This is a genomic window from Lysobacter sp. TAF61, assembly GCF_052113485.1.
GTDB lineage: Bacteria > Pseudomonadota > Gammaproteobacteria > Xanthomonadales > Xanthomonadaceae > Lysobacter_J.
This window is the reverse complement of the sequence record NZ_JBFRDH010000004.1, coordinates 191,057-210,169: the sequence shown is the minus strand read 5'-3', so window position 1 is coordinate 210,169 and position 19,113 is coordinate 191,057. Positions and strand designations below refer to the sequence as shown.

General features: G+C 64.7%; 12 protein-coding genes and 1 pseudogene. 5 read left to right on the top strand and 8 right to left on the bottom strand.

The annotated features are described in order from the left end of the window. The first annotated feature begins 12 nt into the window (after nt 1-12). The 3 genes from AB4Y64_RS11115 (at nt 13) to AB4Y64_RS11105 (ending at nt 4,002) form a co-directional block, all read left to right on the top strand. On the top strand, nt 13-1,248 hold the full coding sequence (locus tag AB4Y64_RS11115; RefSeq protein ID WP_441816511.1) for an ABC transporter permease: 1,236 nt from the start codon (nt 13-15) through the stop codon (nt 1,246-1,248). 92 nt (nt 1,249-1,340) lie between these two features. Continuing rightward, complete coding sequence (locus AB4Y64_RS11110) at nt 1,341-2,678, top strand: sigma-54-dependent transcriptional regulator (protein WP_441816510.1); 1,338 nt, start codon at nt 1,341-1,343, stop codon at nt 2,676-2,678. 4 nt (nt 2,679-2,682) lie between these two features. Then, the gene (locus AB4Y64_RS11105) at nt 2,683-4,002 is read left to right on the top strand and encodes a sensor histidine kinase (protein WP_441816509.1); all 1,320 of its coding nucleotides are present in this window, start codon (nt 2,683-2,685) and stop codon (nt 4,000-4,002) included. A 203-nt stretch (nt 4,003-4,205) separates the two neighbouring features. Here AB4Y64_RS11105 and AB4Y64_RS11100 read toward each other — a convergent pair. The 5 genes and pseudogenes from AB4Y64_RS11100 to AB4Y64_RS11080 all read right to left on the bottom strand — a co-directional run. Beyond that, nucleotides 4,206-4,364, bottom strand: a pseudogene (locus tag AB4Y64_RS11100) (hemagglutinin repeat-containing protein); the annotation flags it as partial. Between the two features lie 93 nt (nt 4,365-4,457). After that, a complete protein-coding gene (locus tag AB4Y64_RS11095; protein WP_441816508.1) occupies nt 4,458-4,694 on the bottom strand; it encodes a hypothetical protein in 237 nt (78 codons plus the stop codon). Nucleotides 4,695-5,112: 418 nt separating this feature from the next. Continuing rightward, the gene (locus AB4Y64_RS11090; RefSeq protein WP_441816507.1) at nt 5,113-5,697 is read right to left on the bottom strand and encodes a hypothetical protein; all 585 of its coding nucleotides are present in this window, start codon (nt 5,695-5,697) and stop codon (nt 5,113-5,115) included. Between the two features lie 70 nt (nt 5,698-5,767). Beyond that, nucleotides 5,768-5,998, bottom strand: a complete 231-nt coding sequence (locus AB4Y64_RS11085) for a hypothetical protein (protein WP_441816506.1) — start codon at nt 5,996-5,998, stop codon at nt 5,768-5,770. Between the two features lie 111 nt (nt 5,999-6,109). Next, complete coding sequence (locus tag AB4Y64_RS11080) at nt 6,110-7,006, bottom strand: hypothetical protein (protein WP_441816505.1); 897 nt, start codon at nt 7,004-7,006, stop codon at nt 6,110-6,112. Between AB4Y64_RS11080 and AB4Y64_RS11075 the strand changes: the two genes are divergently transcribed. Beyond that, a complete protein-coding gene (locus AB4Y64_RS11075) occupies nt 6,999-7,310 on the top strand; it encodes a hypothetical protein (RefSeq protein WP_441816504.1) in 312 nt (103 codons plus the stop codon). The genes AB4Y64_RS11080 and AB4Y64_RS11075 overlap by 8 nt on opposite strands. A 58-nt stretch (nt 7,311-7,368) precedes the next feature. Here the strand turns inward: AB4Y64_RS11075 and AB4Y64_RS11070 are convergent, their stop codons facing one another. The 3 genes from AB4Y64_RS11070 to AB4Y64_RS11060 are packed head-to-tail and all read right to left on the bottom strand — an operon-like array spanning nt 7,369 to nt 18,655. Continuing rightward, a complete protein-coding gene (locus tag AB4Y64_RS11070) occupies nt 7,369-7,851 on the bottom strand; it encodes a hypothetical protein (RefSeq protein ID WP_441816503.1) in 483 nt (160 codons plus the stop codon). 17 nt (nt 7,852-7,868) lie between these two features. After that, a complete protein-coding gene (locus tag AB4Y64_RS11065) occupies nt 7,869-8,408 on the bottom strand; it encodes a hypothetical protein (RefSeq protein WP_441816502.1) in 540 nt (179 codons plus the stop codon). Next, complete coding sequence (locus AB4Y64_RS11060; protein ID WP_441816679.1) at nt 8,405-18,655, bottom strand: hemagglutinin repeat-containing protein; 10,251 nt, start codon at nt 18,653-18,655, stop codon at nt 8,405-8,407. Before AB4Y64_RS11060 ends, AB4Y64_RS11065 begins: the two co-directional genes overlap by 4 nt. Between AB4Y64_RS11060 and AB4Y64_RS11055 the strand changes: the two genes are divergently transcribed. After that, entirely contained in the window at nt 18,633-19,067 is a 435-nt protein-coding gene (locus AB4Y64_RS11055; protein ID WP_441816690.1) for a hypothetical protein, read from the top strand. The genes AB4Y64_RS11060 and AB4Y64_RS11055 overlap by 23 nt on opposite strands. Nucleotides 19,068-19,113 lie beyond the last annotated feature (46 nt).

Genomic DNA, 19,113 nt, shown 5'->3' with positions numbered 1-19,113 from the left:
GGGAGCCAGTCGATGGAATTCCGTCCAGTACTCAACGCGCTGATGCGCAACAAGACCGGCCTGCTGCTGATCGTGCTGCAGGTCGCCATCACCCTGGCGATCGTGTGCAACAGCGTCTTCATCATCCTGCAGCGCATCGAGAAGGTGAACCGCCCCAGCGGCATGCAGGAAGCGGGGCTGTTCACCGTCAACAGCCTCGGCTTTGCGCCGGACTTCGACCTGGAAGGCAGCCTGCGCCAGGACCTCGTCGCACTGCGCTCGATCCCCGGCGTGATCAATGCGACCACCATCAACTCGGTGCCGCTGTCGCAGGGTGGCTGGAGCGAGGGCCTGTCGGACCAGTCCGAAGCCGTGCCGCAGGACAAGCGGATCCGTGAAAGCTCGGCCGTCTACATGGTCGACGAGCACGGCCTCGACACCCTCGGCGTCAAGCTCGTCGCCGGTCGCGACTTCAATGCCGGCGATGTCAGCCCGCGCACCAAGGACGACAAGGGCACGCTGCACTCGGTGATCATCACCCAGGCGCTGGCCGACAAGCTGTTCCCCGGTGGCGCGGTCGGCAAGACGCTCTACAGCAGCCTGCCCGGCAAGAACGGGCCGGTGACGGTGGTCGGCGTGGTCGAGCGCCTGCAGGCGCCGTGGGTCGGCTGGGACAAGGTCGAGAACGCGACCCTGGTGCCGCAGTACAGCCTCGGTGAGTTCGATGCCAACAGCTCGCGATACCTCATCCGCGCCGAACCCGGTCGCCGCGACGAGATCATGAAGGAAGCCGAACGCAAGCTCGGCGAGATCAACAGCGGCCGCATCGTCCGCGGCCTGCGTTCGATCGAGGAAGTGCGCGGCGACAGCTACCGCCAGGACCGCGCGATGACCATGGTGCTGACCACCGTGATCTTCTCGCTGCTGGCCGTCACCGGCCTGGGCATCGTCGGCATGGTCAGCTTCTGGGTCACGCGCCGGATCAAGCAGATCGGCACGCGCCGCGCCCTGGGCGCTCGCCGGTTCGACATCCGCCGCTACTTCATGATCGAGAACCTGATCGTGGTCGGCATCGGCGTCGCGGTCGGGCTGGTGCTGACGTACGGCTTCAACATGTGGCTGATGAAGCACTACGAGCTGCCGCGCCTGGCCTGGTACTACGCGCCGATGGGCGCGCTGACGGTGCTGCTGCTGGGCCAGTTGGCCGTGTTCGGGCCGGCCACGCGCGCCACCCGCGTGTCACCGGCGGTCGCCACCCGCACGGTTTAGACCCGCTATACGACGTGCCGGACGGCGCCCGCCGTCCGGCACGCGCCGTCAGACACATTTCCGGCCCCGTGGCCCACTGCTAGGCTAGGCCGATGCGCACGATCCTGGTCATCGACGACAACCACGCCGTGCACGTCGCCCTCGACGTGCTCTTCTCGCTGGCCGACCTGCGCGTGCTGAGCGCCGAGTCGCCGGAGGAAGGCGTGCAGATGCTCGAGAACGAGAGCATCGACCTCGTCATACAGGACATGAACTTCACCGCCGACACCACCTCGGGCGAAGAAGGCATCGCGTTGTTTCGCACCATCCGCGACCGATTCCCAGACCTGCCGATCATCCTGCTGACCGCGTGGACGCGGCTCGAGTCGGCCGTGTCGCTGGTCAAGGCCGGCGCTGCCGACTACCTCGGCAAGCCGTGGGACGACCACAAGCTGATGACCGCGGTGACCAACCTGCTCGAACTCGGCGAAGCCAATCGCGCCCTGGCCGAACGTCGCGCCGACGAGCGCCGCCGCCGCAAGGAACTCGAACGCGACTACGACCTGCGCGGCGTGATCTTCGACGATCCGGCCAGCGAGCGCCTGATCAGCCTGGCCTGCAACGTCGCCCGCGCCAACGTGCCCGTGCTGATCAGCGGTCCCAATGGCGCAGGCAAGGAGCGCATTGCCGAGATCATCCAGGCCAACTCGTCGGTGCGCACTGGTCCGTTCGTGACGCTCAACTGCGGCGCGCTGCCCTCGGAGCTGATCGAAGCCGAGCTGTTCGGTGCCGACGCGGGCGCCTACACCGGCGCCAACAAATCGCGCGAGGGCAAGTTCGAAGCCGCCGACGGTGGCACGCTGCTGCTCGACGAGATCGGCAACCTGCCGCCTGCCGGGCAGATGAAGCTGCTGCGTGTACTGGAAACCGGGCGTTTCCAGCGACTCGGCTCCAACCGCGAGCGCCAGGTGGACGTGCGCGTGATCGCCGCCACCAACGCCGACCTGCCGGCGATGATCCGCGCCGGCACCTTCCGCGAAGACCTGTACTACCGGCTCAACGTGATCGAACTGCGCGTGCCGCCACTGTCGGAACGGCGCGGTGACATCCTCCCGCTGGCCGAGCATTTCCTCGAGGGCCGTCGCCAGCTCGGCGAGGCGGCGCGGTCGGCGCTGCTGCGCCACGCCTGGCCGGGCAACGTGCGCGAGATGAAGAACGCCATCCAGCGCGCATTGCTGCTGGGGCAGTCCGAACGCATCGAACCGGACGAACTTGGCCTGCCAGAAACGGCTCAGATGCCCCGGCTACACGGTGACGACGAGATCGGCCGCGAGGCGATCGAGGCGGCGATGCGGCGCGCTGGCGGCGTGCTGAGCCAGGCCGCCGCCGAATTGGGACTCAGCCGCCAGGCGCTTTACCGGCGCCTGGACAAGCTGGGCATTCCGCGCTGACGCCATGCGCCCGGTTTCGCACCGTTTCTCGTTGACCGGCAAGCTCGCCTTGCTGCTGTTCCTGTTTGCGCTGATAGCCATCGGCGCCGCTGCGCTGTTCGATCACCTGCTGGACAATCTGCTGCTCGCCGCCTGCCTTGCCGCGCTGCTGTGTGCGGTCCTGGCGCCCTGGCTGGCGCATCGTTACCTGGCGCGGCAACTGAGCCTGTTCCGCGCCCTCTCCGGCTCGGTCGCCAGCTTCCGTGATGGCGATTTCAGCTTCAGCCTGGCGCGGCAGTCCAACGACGAGCTCGACGACCTGGTCGAAGCCCACAACGAACTCGGGAATGTGTTGCGCCAGGAGCGGCAATCGCTGTTCCAGCGCGAACTGCTGCTCGATACCGTGGTCCAGAACACGCCGACCGCGCTGGTCCTCACCGAGCCCGGCGGCGCGATCGTCTACGGCAACCTTGCTTCGCGGCAGCTGTTCAACGACGGGCGCAAGATCGAAGGCCTGCGCTTCGCCCAGCTGGTGGAGCGTACGCCGGCGCCGTTGCGCGAGGCGCTGGGCGAGGGCCGCGACCGCCTCTTCACCTTCGAATACGCCAGCCAGGAAGAGACCTACCACCTCGCCCGTCGCGAGTTCCACCTCAATGGCCGCGTCCACATCCTCTACCTCTTCAAGCGCCTGACGGCCGAACTCAATCGCCAGGAAGTCGCGACGTGGAAGAAGGTCATCCGGGTGATCAGCCACGAGCTCAACAACTCGCTGGCCCCGATCACGTCGCTTGCGCACTCCGGCGCAGAACTCCTGCGCCGCCACGATTACAGCAAGCTCGACCGCATCTTCGACACCATCGAGGAGCGCGCGCGCCATCTGCACGGCTTCCTGCGTGCCTATTCCAGCGTCGCCAAGCTGCCGGTGCCGGAACTTGAGACAGTCAAGTGGACGCCGTTCCTCATGCGCCTGCAGCAGCACTACGCGTTCCATCTGGACGGAACGCCGCCCGAGGACGACGTCCGTTTCGATGCCGCGCAGATCGAACAGGCGCTGATCAACGTGCTCAAGAATGCGCACGAATCGGGATCTTCACCGGACCAGGTCAGCCTGGCCGTGCGCCAGATTGGCCGGATGGTGCGCATGGAGGTCGGCGACCGCGGCCCGGGCATGTCGGAAACCGTGCTGGCCAATGCGCTGGTGCCGTTCTATTCGACCAAGCGCACTGGCAGCGGGTTGGGGCTGGCGCTGGCACGCGAGATTGCGGAAGCGCATGGCGGCCGCATCGCGCTGGCAAACCGTGAGGGTGGCGGCCTGACGGTGAGTCTGACCCTGCCGGCGGAGTAGCTGCTGAATGCGAGGTCCTGTTTCGCATGCGGCGAACTAGCGCGATCAGCACCTCGCACTTCGGCGCCGACATCATCCGCATGGGACATAGCCAAGATAGTCGGTCCTTCCGGAGACAGCGGCATGTCACCACTGCGCGGAGAGAAGCCAATCCGATTTGTCTGATTTTGCGCAACCCCTGCGAAGAGGAGCTGTGTCCAACCGACTCTGAAGCCAACCTCGACGCTGCCGTTCTTATTGCGGCTTTCACTGCGGTGTCTCTCGGCCCGGCTCTTGAGTTGGATATCCCCCGTAGCGGCCAAACCGATCGTGTCGCCTTCGATCTGTCTGCCGATCACACACACGTCAGCTTTGGTGAAAATTAGCTGACATTTCCGATGCTCCGGATCATGTTGCCGCGATCGCTGGTCGTCGCGGGAGGTGACGGCGATGCTGCCGCAGCGCTTCTTACCTCGTCATTGAAGTGCCGCATCGATCGCGCAGTCTAGATCGTGCGTCAGCCCATTGAGTTCTGATGAGCCCAACCCAAGAGCCCAAAACTCGCTAAGGTTCCACCGCAGCATCATTAGAATTTCAGTTACTGTTGCACCCTCCTCGATTGAAGCTTCTAAGCGATTGGCCCAATCAAAATGCCCTTCAGAATGCATCATTCGTGCAATAGCCCGCGCCTCCCGATAGTAGTCTTTGGTCATATCGTCGTCCTCACGCCGCGGCTGGTGGCGTCCATGCGCGTGGCGATTTCCACGTGGTCGCCACTGCTGATCGCACCCTCGTCGATAAGCGCATCGACGCTAAGCAGGTGCCGCGGTCGCTCGCCACCGACAGGTCAGGACGTCCGTAGGTAAGCCTATTGCTCAATTCCTTCAGCTTCCATCAGCGCGAGAAGGTGCTTCGATATTCCGGCAACATCATCAGCCGACGCCCCGATACTTGCATCGAATGACTTCCTATCCAGTGCTGCAAACGTCTCGCGTATACACACGAACATAACGAGGAGCTGCGCTTCCGTCAGTCGAATCGCTTCCCCGCCGGCGGGAGGTCGAACTACATAATTTCCTCCACCGCGTTCGGGAGAGTTGGCGTGAGGGCGCACCCTGCGCAATCGGCGCGTCAGCACTTTGGTGCCGGAACGACCGTCACAGGCTCTAGGCGAACCTCCCCGCCTTCGTCAATCACGTGATTGACAGACAGCTGACATGTCCTTCCCTGCCAGGAAAAACCGACCTCATAGTCCTGACCGGACTGCGGAGTGAACGAGATCGATCCACTGCATGAAGGACTCACCTGGGTATAGGTCACTCCACCGGCCGTGTAGAAGTTCGACACGTCCTGGAAGCCCAGGCGCAGACTCGTCGCCACACCGGAAGGAATCGCGTACTCGCGAAAGTAGGCCTTCGAAGCAATGCCATTCATCTGGGAGAGATTACGGGTGTTCACCGTCTCCGGAATACCCAGTGATACATTGGACACCGTCCCGATCAGGGACCCGAATGCGCTGCCCAGCGTGCCTGACACGCGCACGCGTCCGTCCCGTTTCAGGCAGGCGCTTGCGGGATGCAAATCGGCATTTGCGCCGTTCTGGCCGAATACCCGGATGCGGCTATCGCCTGTGCTTGCCTGAGCAGCGGGAGGCTTGGCATTGGCGTATGAGGTGAGAAGGCAGAGTACAGCGACAGCCCGTGTCCATGCGTACATAAAGAGCTCCCTGATCGGTCTGGTGTACCGTTCGACTCCGGGCTTGAATGGCCCAGCGAGATTTGCAGAATCACACCAGATCCTCGTCTGCGTCTATTTTGGCAAGCCCTATTGCTTCTAGCGGGATGCAAAAGGATTCTGCCTGCTGCTGCATCAATGAAACGATTCTATGGAATCCCGCCAGATAGCCCACAGCAAAATCACTATTGACCTGCGTAGATTGTTGCTTCGCGCCTACTGCCAAATCCGCGACGAGCCGCCCAAGGTCTGTTAGATAGTTCTTGTACACGTCTTCATTCATTGACGGCTCCGCCCCTCAGGGGCATTTGGATTGCCATGCCGCAAGGTTGTGGACACGCCGGAATAGTTTGCCCCAGACCTTGGGCGAAATTCCATCTGGGAGAGATCCGAACTACTTTCCATCTCCAGATCCAATCACCTGGTCGGAATTAGCGGCACGCATGCTGTCAGCCGACGCAACCGTCACAGGATAGAGCCGCTTCCAGACCCTCGACACGAGAATGGACGCGATCGGAACTGGGAGGTTCAGCAACAGTGCGATGTTCACGCGGCTTTCCGACAGGCACGCTCCGACATAGCCAACACAGGGCATCAGCAGAATCCATAGCGGAAGCTGCTTCCGTCGCCACATGTGAATGCCCACGCTTGCGATGACACCCAGGGTGACCGCGAAGGTAATTGCTTCGGCGTAGAGCCCCGCCGAGACAGCGGACACCGCCATGACGATGGTTACGAATCCGCTATAGGCGTATACGCCACCAATGTAGCCCAACAACTTTGACTCGCGCGCCTGCAGTTCACGGCGACGATTGCGATCGGCAATCGACTCCCCGTGTGGGGCGCGCTCAATCATTGCCGCAACGATGTCTCCTGCTTTCCCGCTATCCATCTGAGACGTCCCTGACGATCGTAGCCAGTCTGTCAGTAGTTCGCGCAAATTCATTTGACAGGCTGAGTGAATAGTCTTGCGGACGGCGGCCGAAGTTGTTGCTGGCCCACCCAAACCGCTTCCGCTGCCGTGAGCAGCTCGGCGCGGGCGTGACCACACCAATGCGGATGGGAAGTTGGCATTGACGGCGGCCTGTCCAACTCGGGATGGCCAGGCCGCTAGCGCCTGACGCCTGCGCTGCGTGCTTCTTTGATTAAGACACGCCGTCACGGCGATGCTGCCGCCCGCCTCGACCTTGCCGGCGGTGAACTTCGCATCGCGACCGGCGTCGATCACGGCATGCTGACCGGCGGTGATCGTGCCCTGGTCCAACACTGCGTCGCGCCCGGCGGTGACCACGGCGCTGCCGCCGGCGGTCGATGGCCACCGCGTTGACTTCGATGCGCCCGCGGTTAACTGTGTCGCCACGGGTCGTGATGCCGGTGAACGTGCCGCCGTTGATCTTGCCGTCGTTGATCAGCGTGTCCGCGCTCAGCAGGCGTCCTTGCTGACCGACAGCGTGCCGTCGTTGCGCACGGTGCCGGTGGAGTTGATGTCCAGCGTGTCGCCGTCGATCAGCGCGCCCTGCGCGGCCAGCCGCTCGGCGGTGGCCCTCCTCGGTTCAGAGTACGAGAAAACTCCACTTCTGACGTCAGCTAATTGACGGGGGGATTACCACCCCTTTTATCAACGAAGCGTTGTATCAGCACTGACCTGACGAATTACGGAGCTGGCGACTGAACCACGATAGACGTGATGCCCAGCGACTCTGCCTGCTCACGCAGTTCTTCGGCCTTCGAAGGAGTGCCGACCACTGCCAAACTCAGCTGCGGCAACTGCCTTCCGCGAAAGGACCTGATTGCCGACTGGACCGCTTTGCGCGTCACGCCTTCGTTCTCGCCGCCCACAACCAAGTTGGTCGGTGCTGCCGCCCCCAAAGCCATGGCTGCCTTCAGCTGATCCATCCATGCCGCCTTTCCCACTACGGCGCCCAGCATCCAGTTGGCCACTGGATTCCCCGCCTCAGGAATGTCGATATAGATCGCGTCCTTTCCCGCATATGCTTCCAGTGCCAATCTGGCTCTCTCAGAGGACGTCGTAGCGGAAGCGGCGAACACGCTCGCATGCGTGAACAGGCCAGCGATGCAAAGCAGTGAGGCGAACAGCACCGTCAGCCTGCGCCGAGATGTGTTCAAGTGTGCCACCTAACATAAGTTCCTGCTCATTGCTCACCCTTCAGCACGCCGTAGACAAATCCTTGCGCCGCCATGCACTTGTTCAGATAGGCTTGGTTGTATTCCTGATCGAGACATTTGCTCTTTGCGGACAATGCATCCTGATAGCTCACCCCTGGCTTTTGCCATCCCTGTTCTGGTGGGCGCGGCGGAACATACGACTGATCCAGTGACGTGTACTTGCCATAAGTGAAGTCTTGGCGCTTCATGCAGTCGTCGCTGTACTTCCCTATGAACGCATTGTCTGCAGACATACGCTCCATCTCTGCTTTCGACATGTAACGCCTTATTTGCACGGCGTCAGCATCACGCTTGAGCGCCTGATATTCGGGCTGCTTCTGAGCATCCTGAATGCACTGCTGCCAGGCCAAGTAAGCATCCTTCCCGTCGACCCCTGACTTCCTCCATCCTTTGGAGGGCCCCACATGCACCATCGGGCTAGAGGCGGTGTATTCCCCGGTGGCGCACCCCGCCAGCACGACGACCACGGTTACCGCAACCAGAATTGCCTTCAAATGAATCTTCATTTGTCACCTGCCAGATTCTGCAGCTTGTCCTTGGCCTTTTCTGAGGGCGGCACTTCGACCGGAGCGCTGTAATTGCCCGGCCCCCAGGTCCTGTCGGTTAGCTCGCGCATATTCACTCCACCTATGAACGTTCCCGCCGGAGGAACACTTCGGGTATAGGAACTATGCGAGGACGGGAAGCTTCCGTCATTGTTCTCACCCGTTGGCGGATTTCCACCCAATATCCACCAAGGTAGCTTGCCCACGAGATCCGTTGGATGGGTTGCCTGATAGATATCTGATCGACCTCCGCTGATGACATGAGCGGTGTCCGCCGCTTCCTGCGCATTGGCGGCCGCGCCGAAGAAATAGGTGTTGCCGATAGGTACATTCTGTTTACCAAGGCGCTCGTAGTCAGCCATCGCATTGTTGTATGTCATACCGCCGCGACTGTGGTTGGTGGCTTCCACGATGCCACCCTTACTCCCGGCAACTCCCCATATCTTCTGATTCATCGCCTCGGCACTCGTCAGCGGCAAGGCGCTTCCCATCAAGTCATTGAGCTTGTCATAACCGGCATACAGCATCTCGGCCACCGGACTGCCAGTTCTTGGGTTCAGGATGTGGTACACGCCCTGATCATTCGCCGGGTCGCTGTTCTGCTTCGCGCCGTTGGCCAGCGCCTTGTCTTCTTCGTTGAAGATGCCGTTGTTGAAGACATAGATCCTTCCGTCCACAATTTCGACATCCTTGAGATCCACTTCTCGCGCGACACAGTTCTGTCCGCCCGCATCGCACCTTTGCACCACCAACTTTGATGGCGCAGTCGCAGCACGGCGGGCCAGATCGGCCTGGGTAATGGTTTCGCCCACCACCAGATTGCTCACGTCAGGCCCCGCGTAGGCGGCCATGGCGACGATGTCCAACCACTTGGCCTTGTCTTGCAGGCTTCCTGCTTCCTGGTCGAGTTGTGTGGATTCGTCAGTGTCGCGTCCGCCATTGGCCATGCGAATCTCTCGCGCCTCGTCCCGTTTGGCATCGGCGTGGGCGTAGATCTCCGCCTTTGCGTCTTGGCGGTTCTGATCGAACGACTGCGTGACCTGCGTCTGTAAATCCAACTCGCTCTGCACTTTCGCCGCATCGAACTTGTTAACCAAGGCACTGCTCTTCGCCGCCAAAGTATCCAAAGTCGTAGCCGTTGCCACCGCATCCTTGATGTGATCGATGGATTTTCCGGTGGCAGCTTGGCCGGCCGCATCCGTGATCAAGATGTTTCCGGTATTGATCCCGCTGTGGGTCGTACTCTTTTGGTGGTCGTCGTCGCGGCCGAATCCCACCGATTTGTTGACCGCCGTTCCGCCGGCTTTGCCATCCGACGAGCCTTGCGCCAGCTGGTGCTCGCCCTTCTCGCCCTGACCGTTGACGCTGGCCCGGCCGCTGATTCCGAACGAAGACCCCTCGTAGTCAGCATGGTTCTCAATGTCGCTGATGGTCAGCGTGCCGGTCCTGAGGAGGTTTCTCCCTGCCGCTTCGGCCGCAGCCGTGCTCGTGACAATGCCGCCCTTCAGGTTGGTCCGGTCCTCGACCTTGATGCTGTAGCCTCCGTCCCCGGCGATGATGCCGCTCTGCTGGTTGACGCTGGCGTAGTTGCTGTTGATCTTGGACTGGTTGTAGCTTCCGCTCACCGATACGCCATAGCCTGCCGTGACCTGAGCCTCGGCATTTTGTTGCTTGCTGTCGTAGGTCTGGGTGTCCTGCAGGCTTTCGATGGTCAGATTCTTCACATCCACCGCGACCTGTTCGCCGCCGATCTGGCCTCCCTTCACTGTCAACGTACCGCCGCTGGTCACATTCGTGGTGCCGCCACTGCCAACATGCGAATTGGTATGGGTGACGGTCTTGCCATCGCTGTTGCCCTTGCCCGCATTGCCGCCTGCGGTGACACCGATAGCCCCGCCGCCGGAACCGTACGATGCTGCGACACCCACGTTCCAACCGCTGGAGCTGTTACTGCTGGTCTGCTCGTGGGTGCTCTGGGCGGCCAGTACATCGATATTGCCGTCCGCGTACAACGTTGTGCTGTCCTGGCCGTAAGCGTCCGACCCGGAGAGGCGGATGGTCGAGGCGTCGCCCGCTCCGGTAGCGACGATGGCGACGTTCTTGCCCTTGATCGCGCTGCCGACTGCCTCACGACTCGTGGCATTCAGCTCGGTCTCGGACTTCTGCTGACCGTAGGTCAGCGAGATGCTGGCCGATTGTCCGCCGCTCTGCATCGCACCGGCCACCGCGGATCCGGCCTGATAGGCATCGTAGGCAGTGTTCGCGGCTGCCATGGCGTTGACGCGATCATCTTTGCTCTGCCCCACCGTCCGCGCCGAGCTACCCGCCGCCAAGGCGGCATCCACCACCGGCGCGGACGCGCTCAATGTCACTCCGCTCTGCTTGAATCCGGTCTTTTCCCGATAGGTGGTGGTGTTGTAGGCCTCTTCGACGTTCACCGACTTTCCGAGCAGGGTGACGCTCCCCTCCGGCGAGGCGACGGTCGAGCCCTGCACGTGGACGCCGCCGTCGTTGGCGATCACCGTGGTGTTTCCTTTCAGGCTGCCTACCGTGGAGCCAACCGCGTACGTGCTGGTCTCCTGGGACTCGAACGTCTGCTTCTGCTTGCCCGCGGTAACACTTGCGCCACCATTGCCGAATACGCCGCTCTTTGTCCTGCTGTTGGAATGGCTCTCTTCGTGTGTGTCGTAGTCATTCTCTATGGTGACGTTGTTCCTGGCCACCAGCGTAGTGCCATGGTCTGAAGCGACGTTGCTTCCGCTCACCAGGATGCTATCGCCTGCGACACTCACGGTCTTGCCGCTGATCGTTGTTCCGACCGCATAGGTGTCTCTGACTTCGCTGTGGCTGCTGGTCGTGGTCTTAGACAGCGTGTTCTTCTTCTTGGAAGCCACGTCCTGGGTGACGGAGTCGGTCTCGTGCCCGGCGCGCAGGTTCACACCGCCCTTGTCGACACGCAGCATTACCGCACCGTCGTCGCTGCGCACCGTGGCCGCTGTGAGATCGATGCTGCCGGTTTCGGCCACCATCGCGATATTGCCGCTGGCCTGGAACGTGCTGCCACGCACCGTCTCATCGGTGGTCGTCGTGGTCGTAGTGGTCTTCTTCTTGCCTTCCTTGACCGTCTCGCGGACGGTGTGGCTAGCGGTATCTGTGACCGTATCGGCCACGATGTCGCGGCCTGCTGTCACGGCGATGGCACCGCCGGCCTTCACGGTGCTGGAAGTGAACTTCGCATCGCGACCGGCATCGATCACGGCGTGTTGGCCGGCCTTGATCCCGCTCTGGTCCAGCACCACGTCGCGGCCGGCGCTGACCACGGCGCTGCCGCCGGTGGTCAGGCTGCCGGCAACGGCGCGCACGCCGGTCACGGCAGACGTGCTGGTGGTGGCCGCGTTCTGCACGAAGTCGCGGCCGGCAGAGATCACGCCGTGACCGGCGCTCGCGATCTGCCCCTGGTTGATCACATCACGCTTGGCGTCGATCTGCAGCCCGCCCGCGCCGGCCTGGATCACGCCTGCGGTGGCGTTGATTCCGTCAAAGCGCACCGCGTTGATCACGCTGCCGCCAGCATCGATGGCCACCGCATTGCCTTCGATGCGGCCACGGTTCACCGTGTCGCCCCGCGTGGCGATGCCGGTGTACGCGCCGCCGTCGATCCTGCCGTCGTTGATCAGCTTGTCCGCGCTCAGCCAGGCGCCCTTGCTGGCCGCCAGCGTGCCGTCGTTGCGCACCGTGCCGGTCGCGTTGATGTCCAGCGTGTCGCCGTCGATCAGCGCGCCCTGCGCGGCCAGCCGCTCGGCGGTGGCCTTGGACAGGTACACCACCGGCACCAGCACGGTCTGGCTGTTCACTTCCTGCTCGACCAGCCAGACGATGTCGCTGTCCAGGGCGGCGATCTGCTCGGTGGTCAGCGGCGCGCCCATTTGCAGGCCCAGATGGCCGGCCGTGGCGGCGGCGTTGTCCATCAATGCGCGGTACTGCGCGTTGGCATCGCCGCCGCCGTTCAATGTGCGGCGGCCGGTCAGCTGCAGGATCTGATCATTGATCAGGCGCTGCTCGTAGTAGCCGTCGCCCAGGCGCTTGTGGATGTTGTTCGGATCGGTGCGCAGTGCGGCGAGCAGGTAGTTCGAGCCGTCCCACGGGCCGCCTTGGGCGAAGCGTGGCGCGGTGGTGATCAGGAACTTTGCGTTCGAGTCGGCGTTGAGGTCGAACATGCCGTTGTCGGCCGGGACCAGGCCCGGCAGCGGGCGCTCGGCGGTGCCGATGAACTGCGGGGCCTGCGTCGCAGGACGCACGCCGCCGGTGACCGTGCCGCCGGCGGCACCGCCCGGGCCGTTGGCACCGGCGAGAGTGCCGCCTTGCGCGGAGCCGGGCCCCGCATTGCCGTCGATCTGGTCCGATGCGGCAACGTCCACCGCATCGGCGCGGCCAGCCTGGGCGCCATTGGCCGCGCCCAGCGCCATGCTGCCCGCACCGTTGAGGTTGCCACCGGCGAACGCGCCCGGCCCGCTGCTGGCGGTCACCGCCGTGTTGCTGACATCGCCTGCCTCGATGCTGATGCCGCCACCAGCCGTGATCGTGGCGTCGGCGAGCGAGGGCCCGGCGAAGGTCATCGCTTCGGTCGTGGTGGCGATGAAGTGTGCAGTATCGTCGTGCCAACCATTGCCGTTGAGGAATCTGATCGGCACGGTCGGGTCGCGGACCCAAGCGGCAGTCTCGCGCTCGCCGGTGTAGGTGCCGGCAATAGCGAGGTTCTCGATGCGCGCGTCGGGGGTGGCCGGGTCATGGGACTGCCCGGCAATGGTCAGGGTGCCGCCCGCAGCGATCTGCGACGCGTAGTTGCGCAACCGCTCACCGACGTCGAGAGTCAGGGCGCCACCGCTCACGATTTGGCTGGCTGCGCTGGTCTGGGCGTCGATCACCCGTTGACCGGTCCGGTAGGTGTCGGTCTGGCGGATCCGTGCGGCCGGGTTGTCCGCAGCCGTGCCGGCGTTGTCGACGATGTACGCATCGCGGGCACCGTACTCGACGCGCGCGATGCGTTGGATTTCCCTGTTGAGCGCGGCCAGGATCGCATCGCTGACATGGTCAACCTGGGCCCAGCCAATCTGCCCAAGCAGTTCGCCCAGACGCGTGCGTTGGACGGGCGTCATCGCATTCGGGCTCATGCGGGTCAAACGGTCCAGCTCGGCTTGGCCGGCCGCTCCTAGGCCCGCATAGGCTTCGTCGAACCGGCGCTGGCTGCCCAGCGCAGACGCCTCTTCCGCTGACAGCGTGTAAGTCTCCGCCGCCAGCATGCGCCGGTCGTTGACGATGGCGTCGGCGGCAATCGAAGCGTTGCCCTCGGCTTGGATACGGCCGGAAATGTTCGCCACTTCCACCGCACGTGCCGCGTCGCGACCGCCGATGGACAGATCGCCTGCACTGAAGATGTCGCCATCGCGGTTGGCCAGACGATTGGCGCGAATGTCGAGGCTCTGCGACGCGCCGATGTAGCCCTCGCCGTAGTTCACTGCCGCCAGCGTGTTGCCCAGGTCCTGGCCGTTGGTCAGCGTGTCGGCCGTGAGAGACACGTTGTCGCCGACGATGTCTCCAGTGTTGCTGATGACACTGGCATTCAACTTCAGCTCATCGCCTTCGAGGCTGGCGCCACGGCGGTTGTCGATGCTGCCCGCGGTGATGTGGGCGTAACCGCCACCGTCGGCGTTGCTGGCGTTTATGATGCCTTGGTTGGTCACACTGGTTGCACTGAGCGCCAATCCGCCGGGGGTCTGCAGCGTGCCCAGGTTGGTGAACGCGCCGGCCACCGCCAGGTCCAGCCGGACATCGCTCGCAAGCGTCGATCCGGTGCCGTAGGTGTAGTCGCCGCTGAAGGCCGCGTCCAGCAGCTGCGCGCCGTACAGGCGGCCGGCGCCGGTGAGTGTGGCCAGTTGTGCGTACACCGTATTGCCGACCACTTCGCCGCCGCTGACATCCAACATGGGCGTGTTCAAGCGGACGGTGCCGGCCTGGATGCGACCGCCTGCGGTGGTGCTGACATTGGCCAACGTGAGGGACGCGGTGCCGCCTGCACCGAACCGACCGCCGGTATTCACCAACGTGCCGCTGGCGTTGTCGTATCCCAGGTTGCCACCAGCGAACACGGTGCCGCCGCTGTTGTCGACGCGGTTGGCGCGGAACGTCAGGTCGCGGCCAGCCACAAGACGTCCGTCGGCGCGGTTGTCGACATCGGCGACGTGGAGCGTCAGATCGCCGCCGCGCGTGCCGATGACGCCAGCCTGGTTGTTGAGCGCGACGGTGCTGACGCCAAGCGTGTCGCTGGCGGCCTGTCCGGTCAGCACTTGGCCGCGCGCGTTGTCGATGCGGGTGGCGGTCAGGCCGGCCACGCCGGTGGCGTCGATCAGGCCGTCGCTGTTGTCGAGGGCGCCACCAGCGCGCAGGGTGAGTGCACCGATGACGGTTTCATCGGCGCCGGTCGTTTCGTCGTCACCTTGGCCGGCGCGAATGGTTCCGCCGTTGTTGCGCAGGTCGCCATTGCCGGTGAGCGTCAGCCCATGCGAGCCGAGTACGGTGCCGGCGCGGTTGTCGACGGTGCCGGCACGAACATTGCCCGTGCCTTCGGCGGCGATTAGGCCATTGGCGTTGGTGAGCACGCCAGTGACATCCAGCGCGAGCGCGCCTTGCGCGCCACGCTGCGCCAGCTGACCACCGGTGTTGTCCAACGCGGTGGCCGAGATGATGGTCGTGCCGACGCCGTCGAGCAGACCTCCGGTGTTGTTCAGCGTGGTCCCGGTTTGGGTGGCGCCAGCCAGGGTGAGTGCATCGTTGGCGACGACCTGGCCGCGGGCGTTGTCGATGCTGTCTGCATTGAGCGTCACGCGCTGACCCATCAGGCCGTTCGGCGTGGGCGGGGCGCCAGTCCCGGGATCAGCCGCATTGGGCGCGCGGGTGTCGCGGTTGAGCAGCGTGCTGGCGCTGGCGGTGAGGTCGCCACCGGCGACGATGAGTCCGCCGTCGTTGTTCAACGTGCCGTCCACGCGGGCGGCGATGGCCTGCTGAGTCTGCACCGTGCCGCCAGCATTGGTGAGCGACTGCGCCATCATGTCTATGGCGCCATTGGCGACCACCCGGCCGGCGCTGTTGTCCAGGTGGCCGGAGGCATCGAGCACCAGCGTGGCATCGCTGGCTGCCTGCACCAGGCCGCCTGCGTTGAGCAGATCGCCCATCGTCACGGTGGTGGCGCCAGCGGTGGCCAGCTTGCCGCGGGTGTTGTCGAAGCGGCCAGCGATGCGCAGGTCGTTGGCGTCCGCGCCGGCCGCGCGGATTGTGCCATCGACGTTGTGCAGCGCGGCGGCGTCGACTCGCAGGGCGCCGTTGGTGGCGATGGTGCCGGCGCGGTTGTCGATGCGGCCGCGCACGTTCAGTCGTAGTGCGCCGGTGCCGCTGGCCGTCAGCGTGCCCTCGGCGGTGGTGAGCTCGCGCGCGTCCACAGTGATCGTTCTGGCCGTGGTCGCGCCAGCGCGCAGATCGATCGTGTTGCCGATGAGCGTGAGCGCACCGTTCGTACCCAACCTGCCGCGAGGCCCGGCTATGGAATCGGCATTGACGGTGAGTGTATTGCCGGCAGTGATGCCGCCGTCGGTGTTGTCGACGGTTCCGGCGCGTACCGACAGCGCATCGTTGGCACCCAGTTGGCCGCGGTTGTTGTCGATGGTCCGGGCAGTGATGGTGAGATCTTCGGCCCACACGCCGGTAGCGGCCGCCGTTAGGACGGTAGCTCGAGTGTCGCGATTGATGAGCGCGGCTGTGTTCAGCGCGAGCGCGCCGCTGGCGGCCACCAGGCCGGCGCCGTTGTCGAGCCCACCGGTGGCGGTGATCCGCGAAACATCCGCGCCGGCCGCACTGATGACGCCGCCTGAATTGGTCAACATGCCGCAGCCGTCGCCCTGCATGTGCACCGTTGCATCGCCGCAGGCGTCGCTGCTGGTGGTGCCGACGGTCAGATCGATCTCACCGTTGCCGGCGAGGGTGCCGCGGGTGTTGTCCAGCAGGTCACGTGCGTTGATGCGCAGGGCATCGGTGCCCATGGCACTGAGTTTGCCGCCGGCATTGACCAGCGTGCCGGTGTCGATGCGCACGGTCCTGGCGAACGTGGTCGCGCCGCTTAGATCAGTGATCTGGCCGGTCAGGCTGAGGGTGCCGTAGCTGCCGATCGTGCCGCCGCTGCCGGAAAGCGTGGTTGCATCGATCGCCACGGCGCCGGCGGCCGTTACCGAACCATTGGTGTTGTCCAGCGTGGCGGCCTTCAGCGACACCGTATCGGTAGCGCTCATCTGGCCGTTGCGGTTGTCGACAATGTGCGACGTGACGGCAAGGGACCGTGCCTGGATGCCTTTGCCCGGGGCCGGCGGTGCGCTTTGGCCGTCGTCGCTCTCCGCGGCCTGAGTGTCGCGGTTGATCAGCGCCCCGGCGGTGAGTTCAAGTGCACCGCTCGCGGCCATCAGGCCTGCGGTGTTGTCGAGGCGGCCGGTTGCGGTGATCCGCGAGGCATCACTGCCGGCCGCGCTGATGACACCGTTGGCGTTGCTCAGCACGCCGCAGCCGTCGCCTCGGACGTGAACTCTGCCGTCGCTGCAGGTGCCGCTGTCCGTCGTGCCGACATCCAGGGCGATCGCGCCGTTGCTGGCGATCGTGCCGGCGGTGTTGTCCAGCACATCGCGCGCGGCGATGCCCAACGTATCGGTGCCGGTGGCGCTGAGCGTGCCGCCAGCGGTGATCAGCGTGTCCGTGTCGATGTGCACGGACTTGGCGAACGTCGTGCCGCCTCGCAGGTCGATGGTCTGGCTGGTAAGGTCAAGCGCGCCGTTGCTGCCAAGCGTGCCGTCGCTGCCGACGATCGTGGTGGCATCGATCGTCAAGGTGTTGGCGGCGGTCACCGAACCGCTGGTGTTGTCGAGCGTGGTGGCCTTCACCGACGCGGTGTCTGCGGCGCTGATCTGGCCGTGGTGGTTGTCGATCTGCGCGGCCTGCACATCGAGCGTGGCGGCTTGGATACCGGTCGATGCCGTTTCGCCTTCGGCCGAACGCGTGTCGCGGTTGATCAGCGTGTCCGCCTGTACGCGCAATGCGCCGCCGCTGGCCAACGTGCCGGCGGTGTTGTCGAGCCGGTTCTCGACGCGAATACCGGAGGCATCGGCGCCGGCGGCGATGATCGAGCCCGCGCTGTTGTCCATGCCGTCGCGGGCGCTGATCGACAGCGCAGCCGCGCCAGTGGCCGTCAACTTGCCGCCAGCGGTAACCAGTCGCCCGGTGTCGATGTCGATGCGTCGCGCGCTGGTGCTGCCATCGCGCAGGTTCGTCGTCGTGCCGGTCAACGTCAGCGCACCGTTGCTGGTTAGCGTGCCGCCTGCGCCCTGGAGCGTGGCGGCGTTGATCGCCAGCGTGTTGTCGGTGCCGGCCTGCTGGACCGTACCGCCGGCGTTGCCGAGCGTGCCGGCGCTGATCGTCAGGTTGCCATTGCTGGCGATGGTGCCGCCGTCGCCGTTGTCCAGCGTGCCGGTCGCGGCCAGCGTGTTGCCGTCCGCGCCCGTCGCGACCAGGGTGCCGCCGCGGTTGTCGAAGTCGTTGGCGTCCAGGCGGAGCTGCGCCGCGCTGAGGGTGCCGCCGCGGTGGTCGGCGGTGTCTGCCTTGAGCGTGGCCGCGCCGTTGGTGATGACGACGCCCTGGCTGCCGCGCAACGTGCCCGCGGTCAGGGTGAACCCGGCGTTGCCGGCATGTTCGATGCGGCCGCGCTCGTTGACGATCACATCGCCAGATACATCCACACGCGCGGCATTGGTCATCAGCTTGCCGTCGCTGTTGTCGAACGTCCCTACCTGGACACGGGCATCGCCCGTGCCGCTGTGGCTGATCGTACCGGCGCGATTGCTGATGGTCGCCGCCTGCAGGTCCAGAGCGCCGCCGACCTCGAAGCGGCCGCCGTCGTTGGCGATGCGCTGGGCATGCACGTGGGCGCCGTCGGTAACCGTCAGCTCGCCGCCGTTGTTGCTCAGCTCGCCCTGAGTGATGTTCAGTTCACGCAGGCCCAAGTGACCGCCGTCGTTGGCGATGCCCGTAACGGTGGTCAGCTGCACGCCGCCGCCGGCGTTGATGCGGCCACCATCGTTGTCGAGCGTACCTGCGATGTTCAGCGCGCCGATGGCCATGGGCTCGGGCAATGGCAGCACCACGCTGCCGCCGGTCTGGCCGCCGCCGGTTGAACCGCCGGTGCTGCCAGTGCTGTCGCCGCCGCCTTCGCCGCCGCTGGAACCCCCGCTCCCACCGCCTGACGCCTCCACCAGTCCGATGCGGCCGCCATCGCGGTTGCTCACGTTGGTTGCGCTCAAATCCAGGCCCTGCAGGCCCGTCTGCTCGATCGCACCGTCGCGGTTCTTCAGCGCGGCCGTGTCGATCTGGATGCGCTGTGCGTTGAGCGTTCCGCCGCTGTTGTCCAGCGCCAGCGTGGTGCGGATCGCCGCCTCGCGTCCGGCGCTGATCAGCCCGGCGTTGGTCACGCCGCCTGTCGCGTCGACTCGCGTATTGGTCTGCGCCTGCAGCTTGCCAGTGTTCTGCAGATGACCGTCGGCCGAGATCGTCAGTTGACCCGCCAGCGCGCCGATCGTAC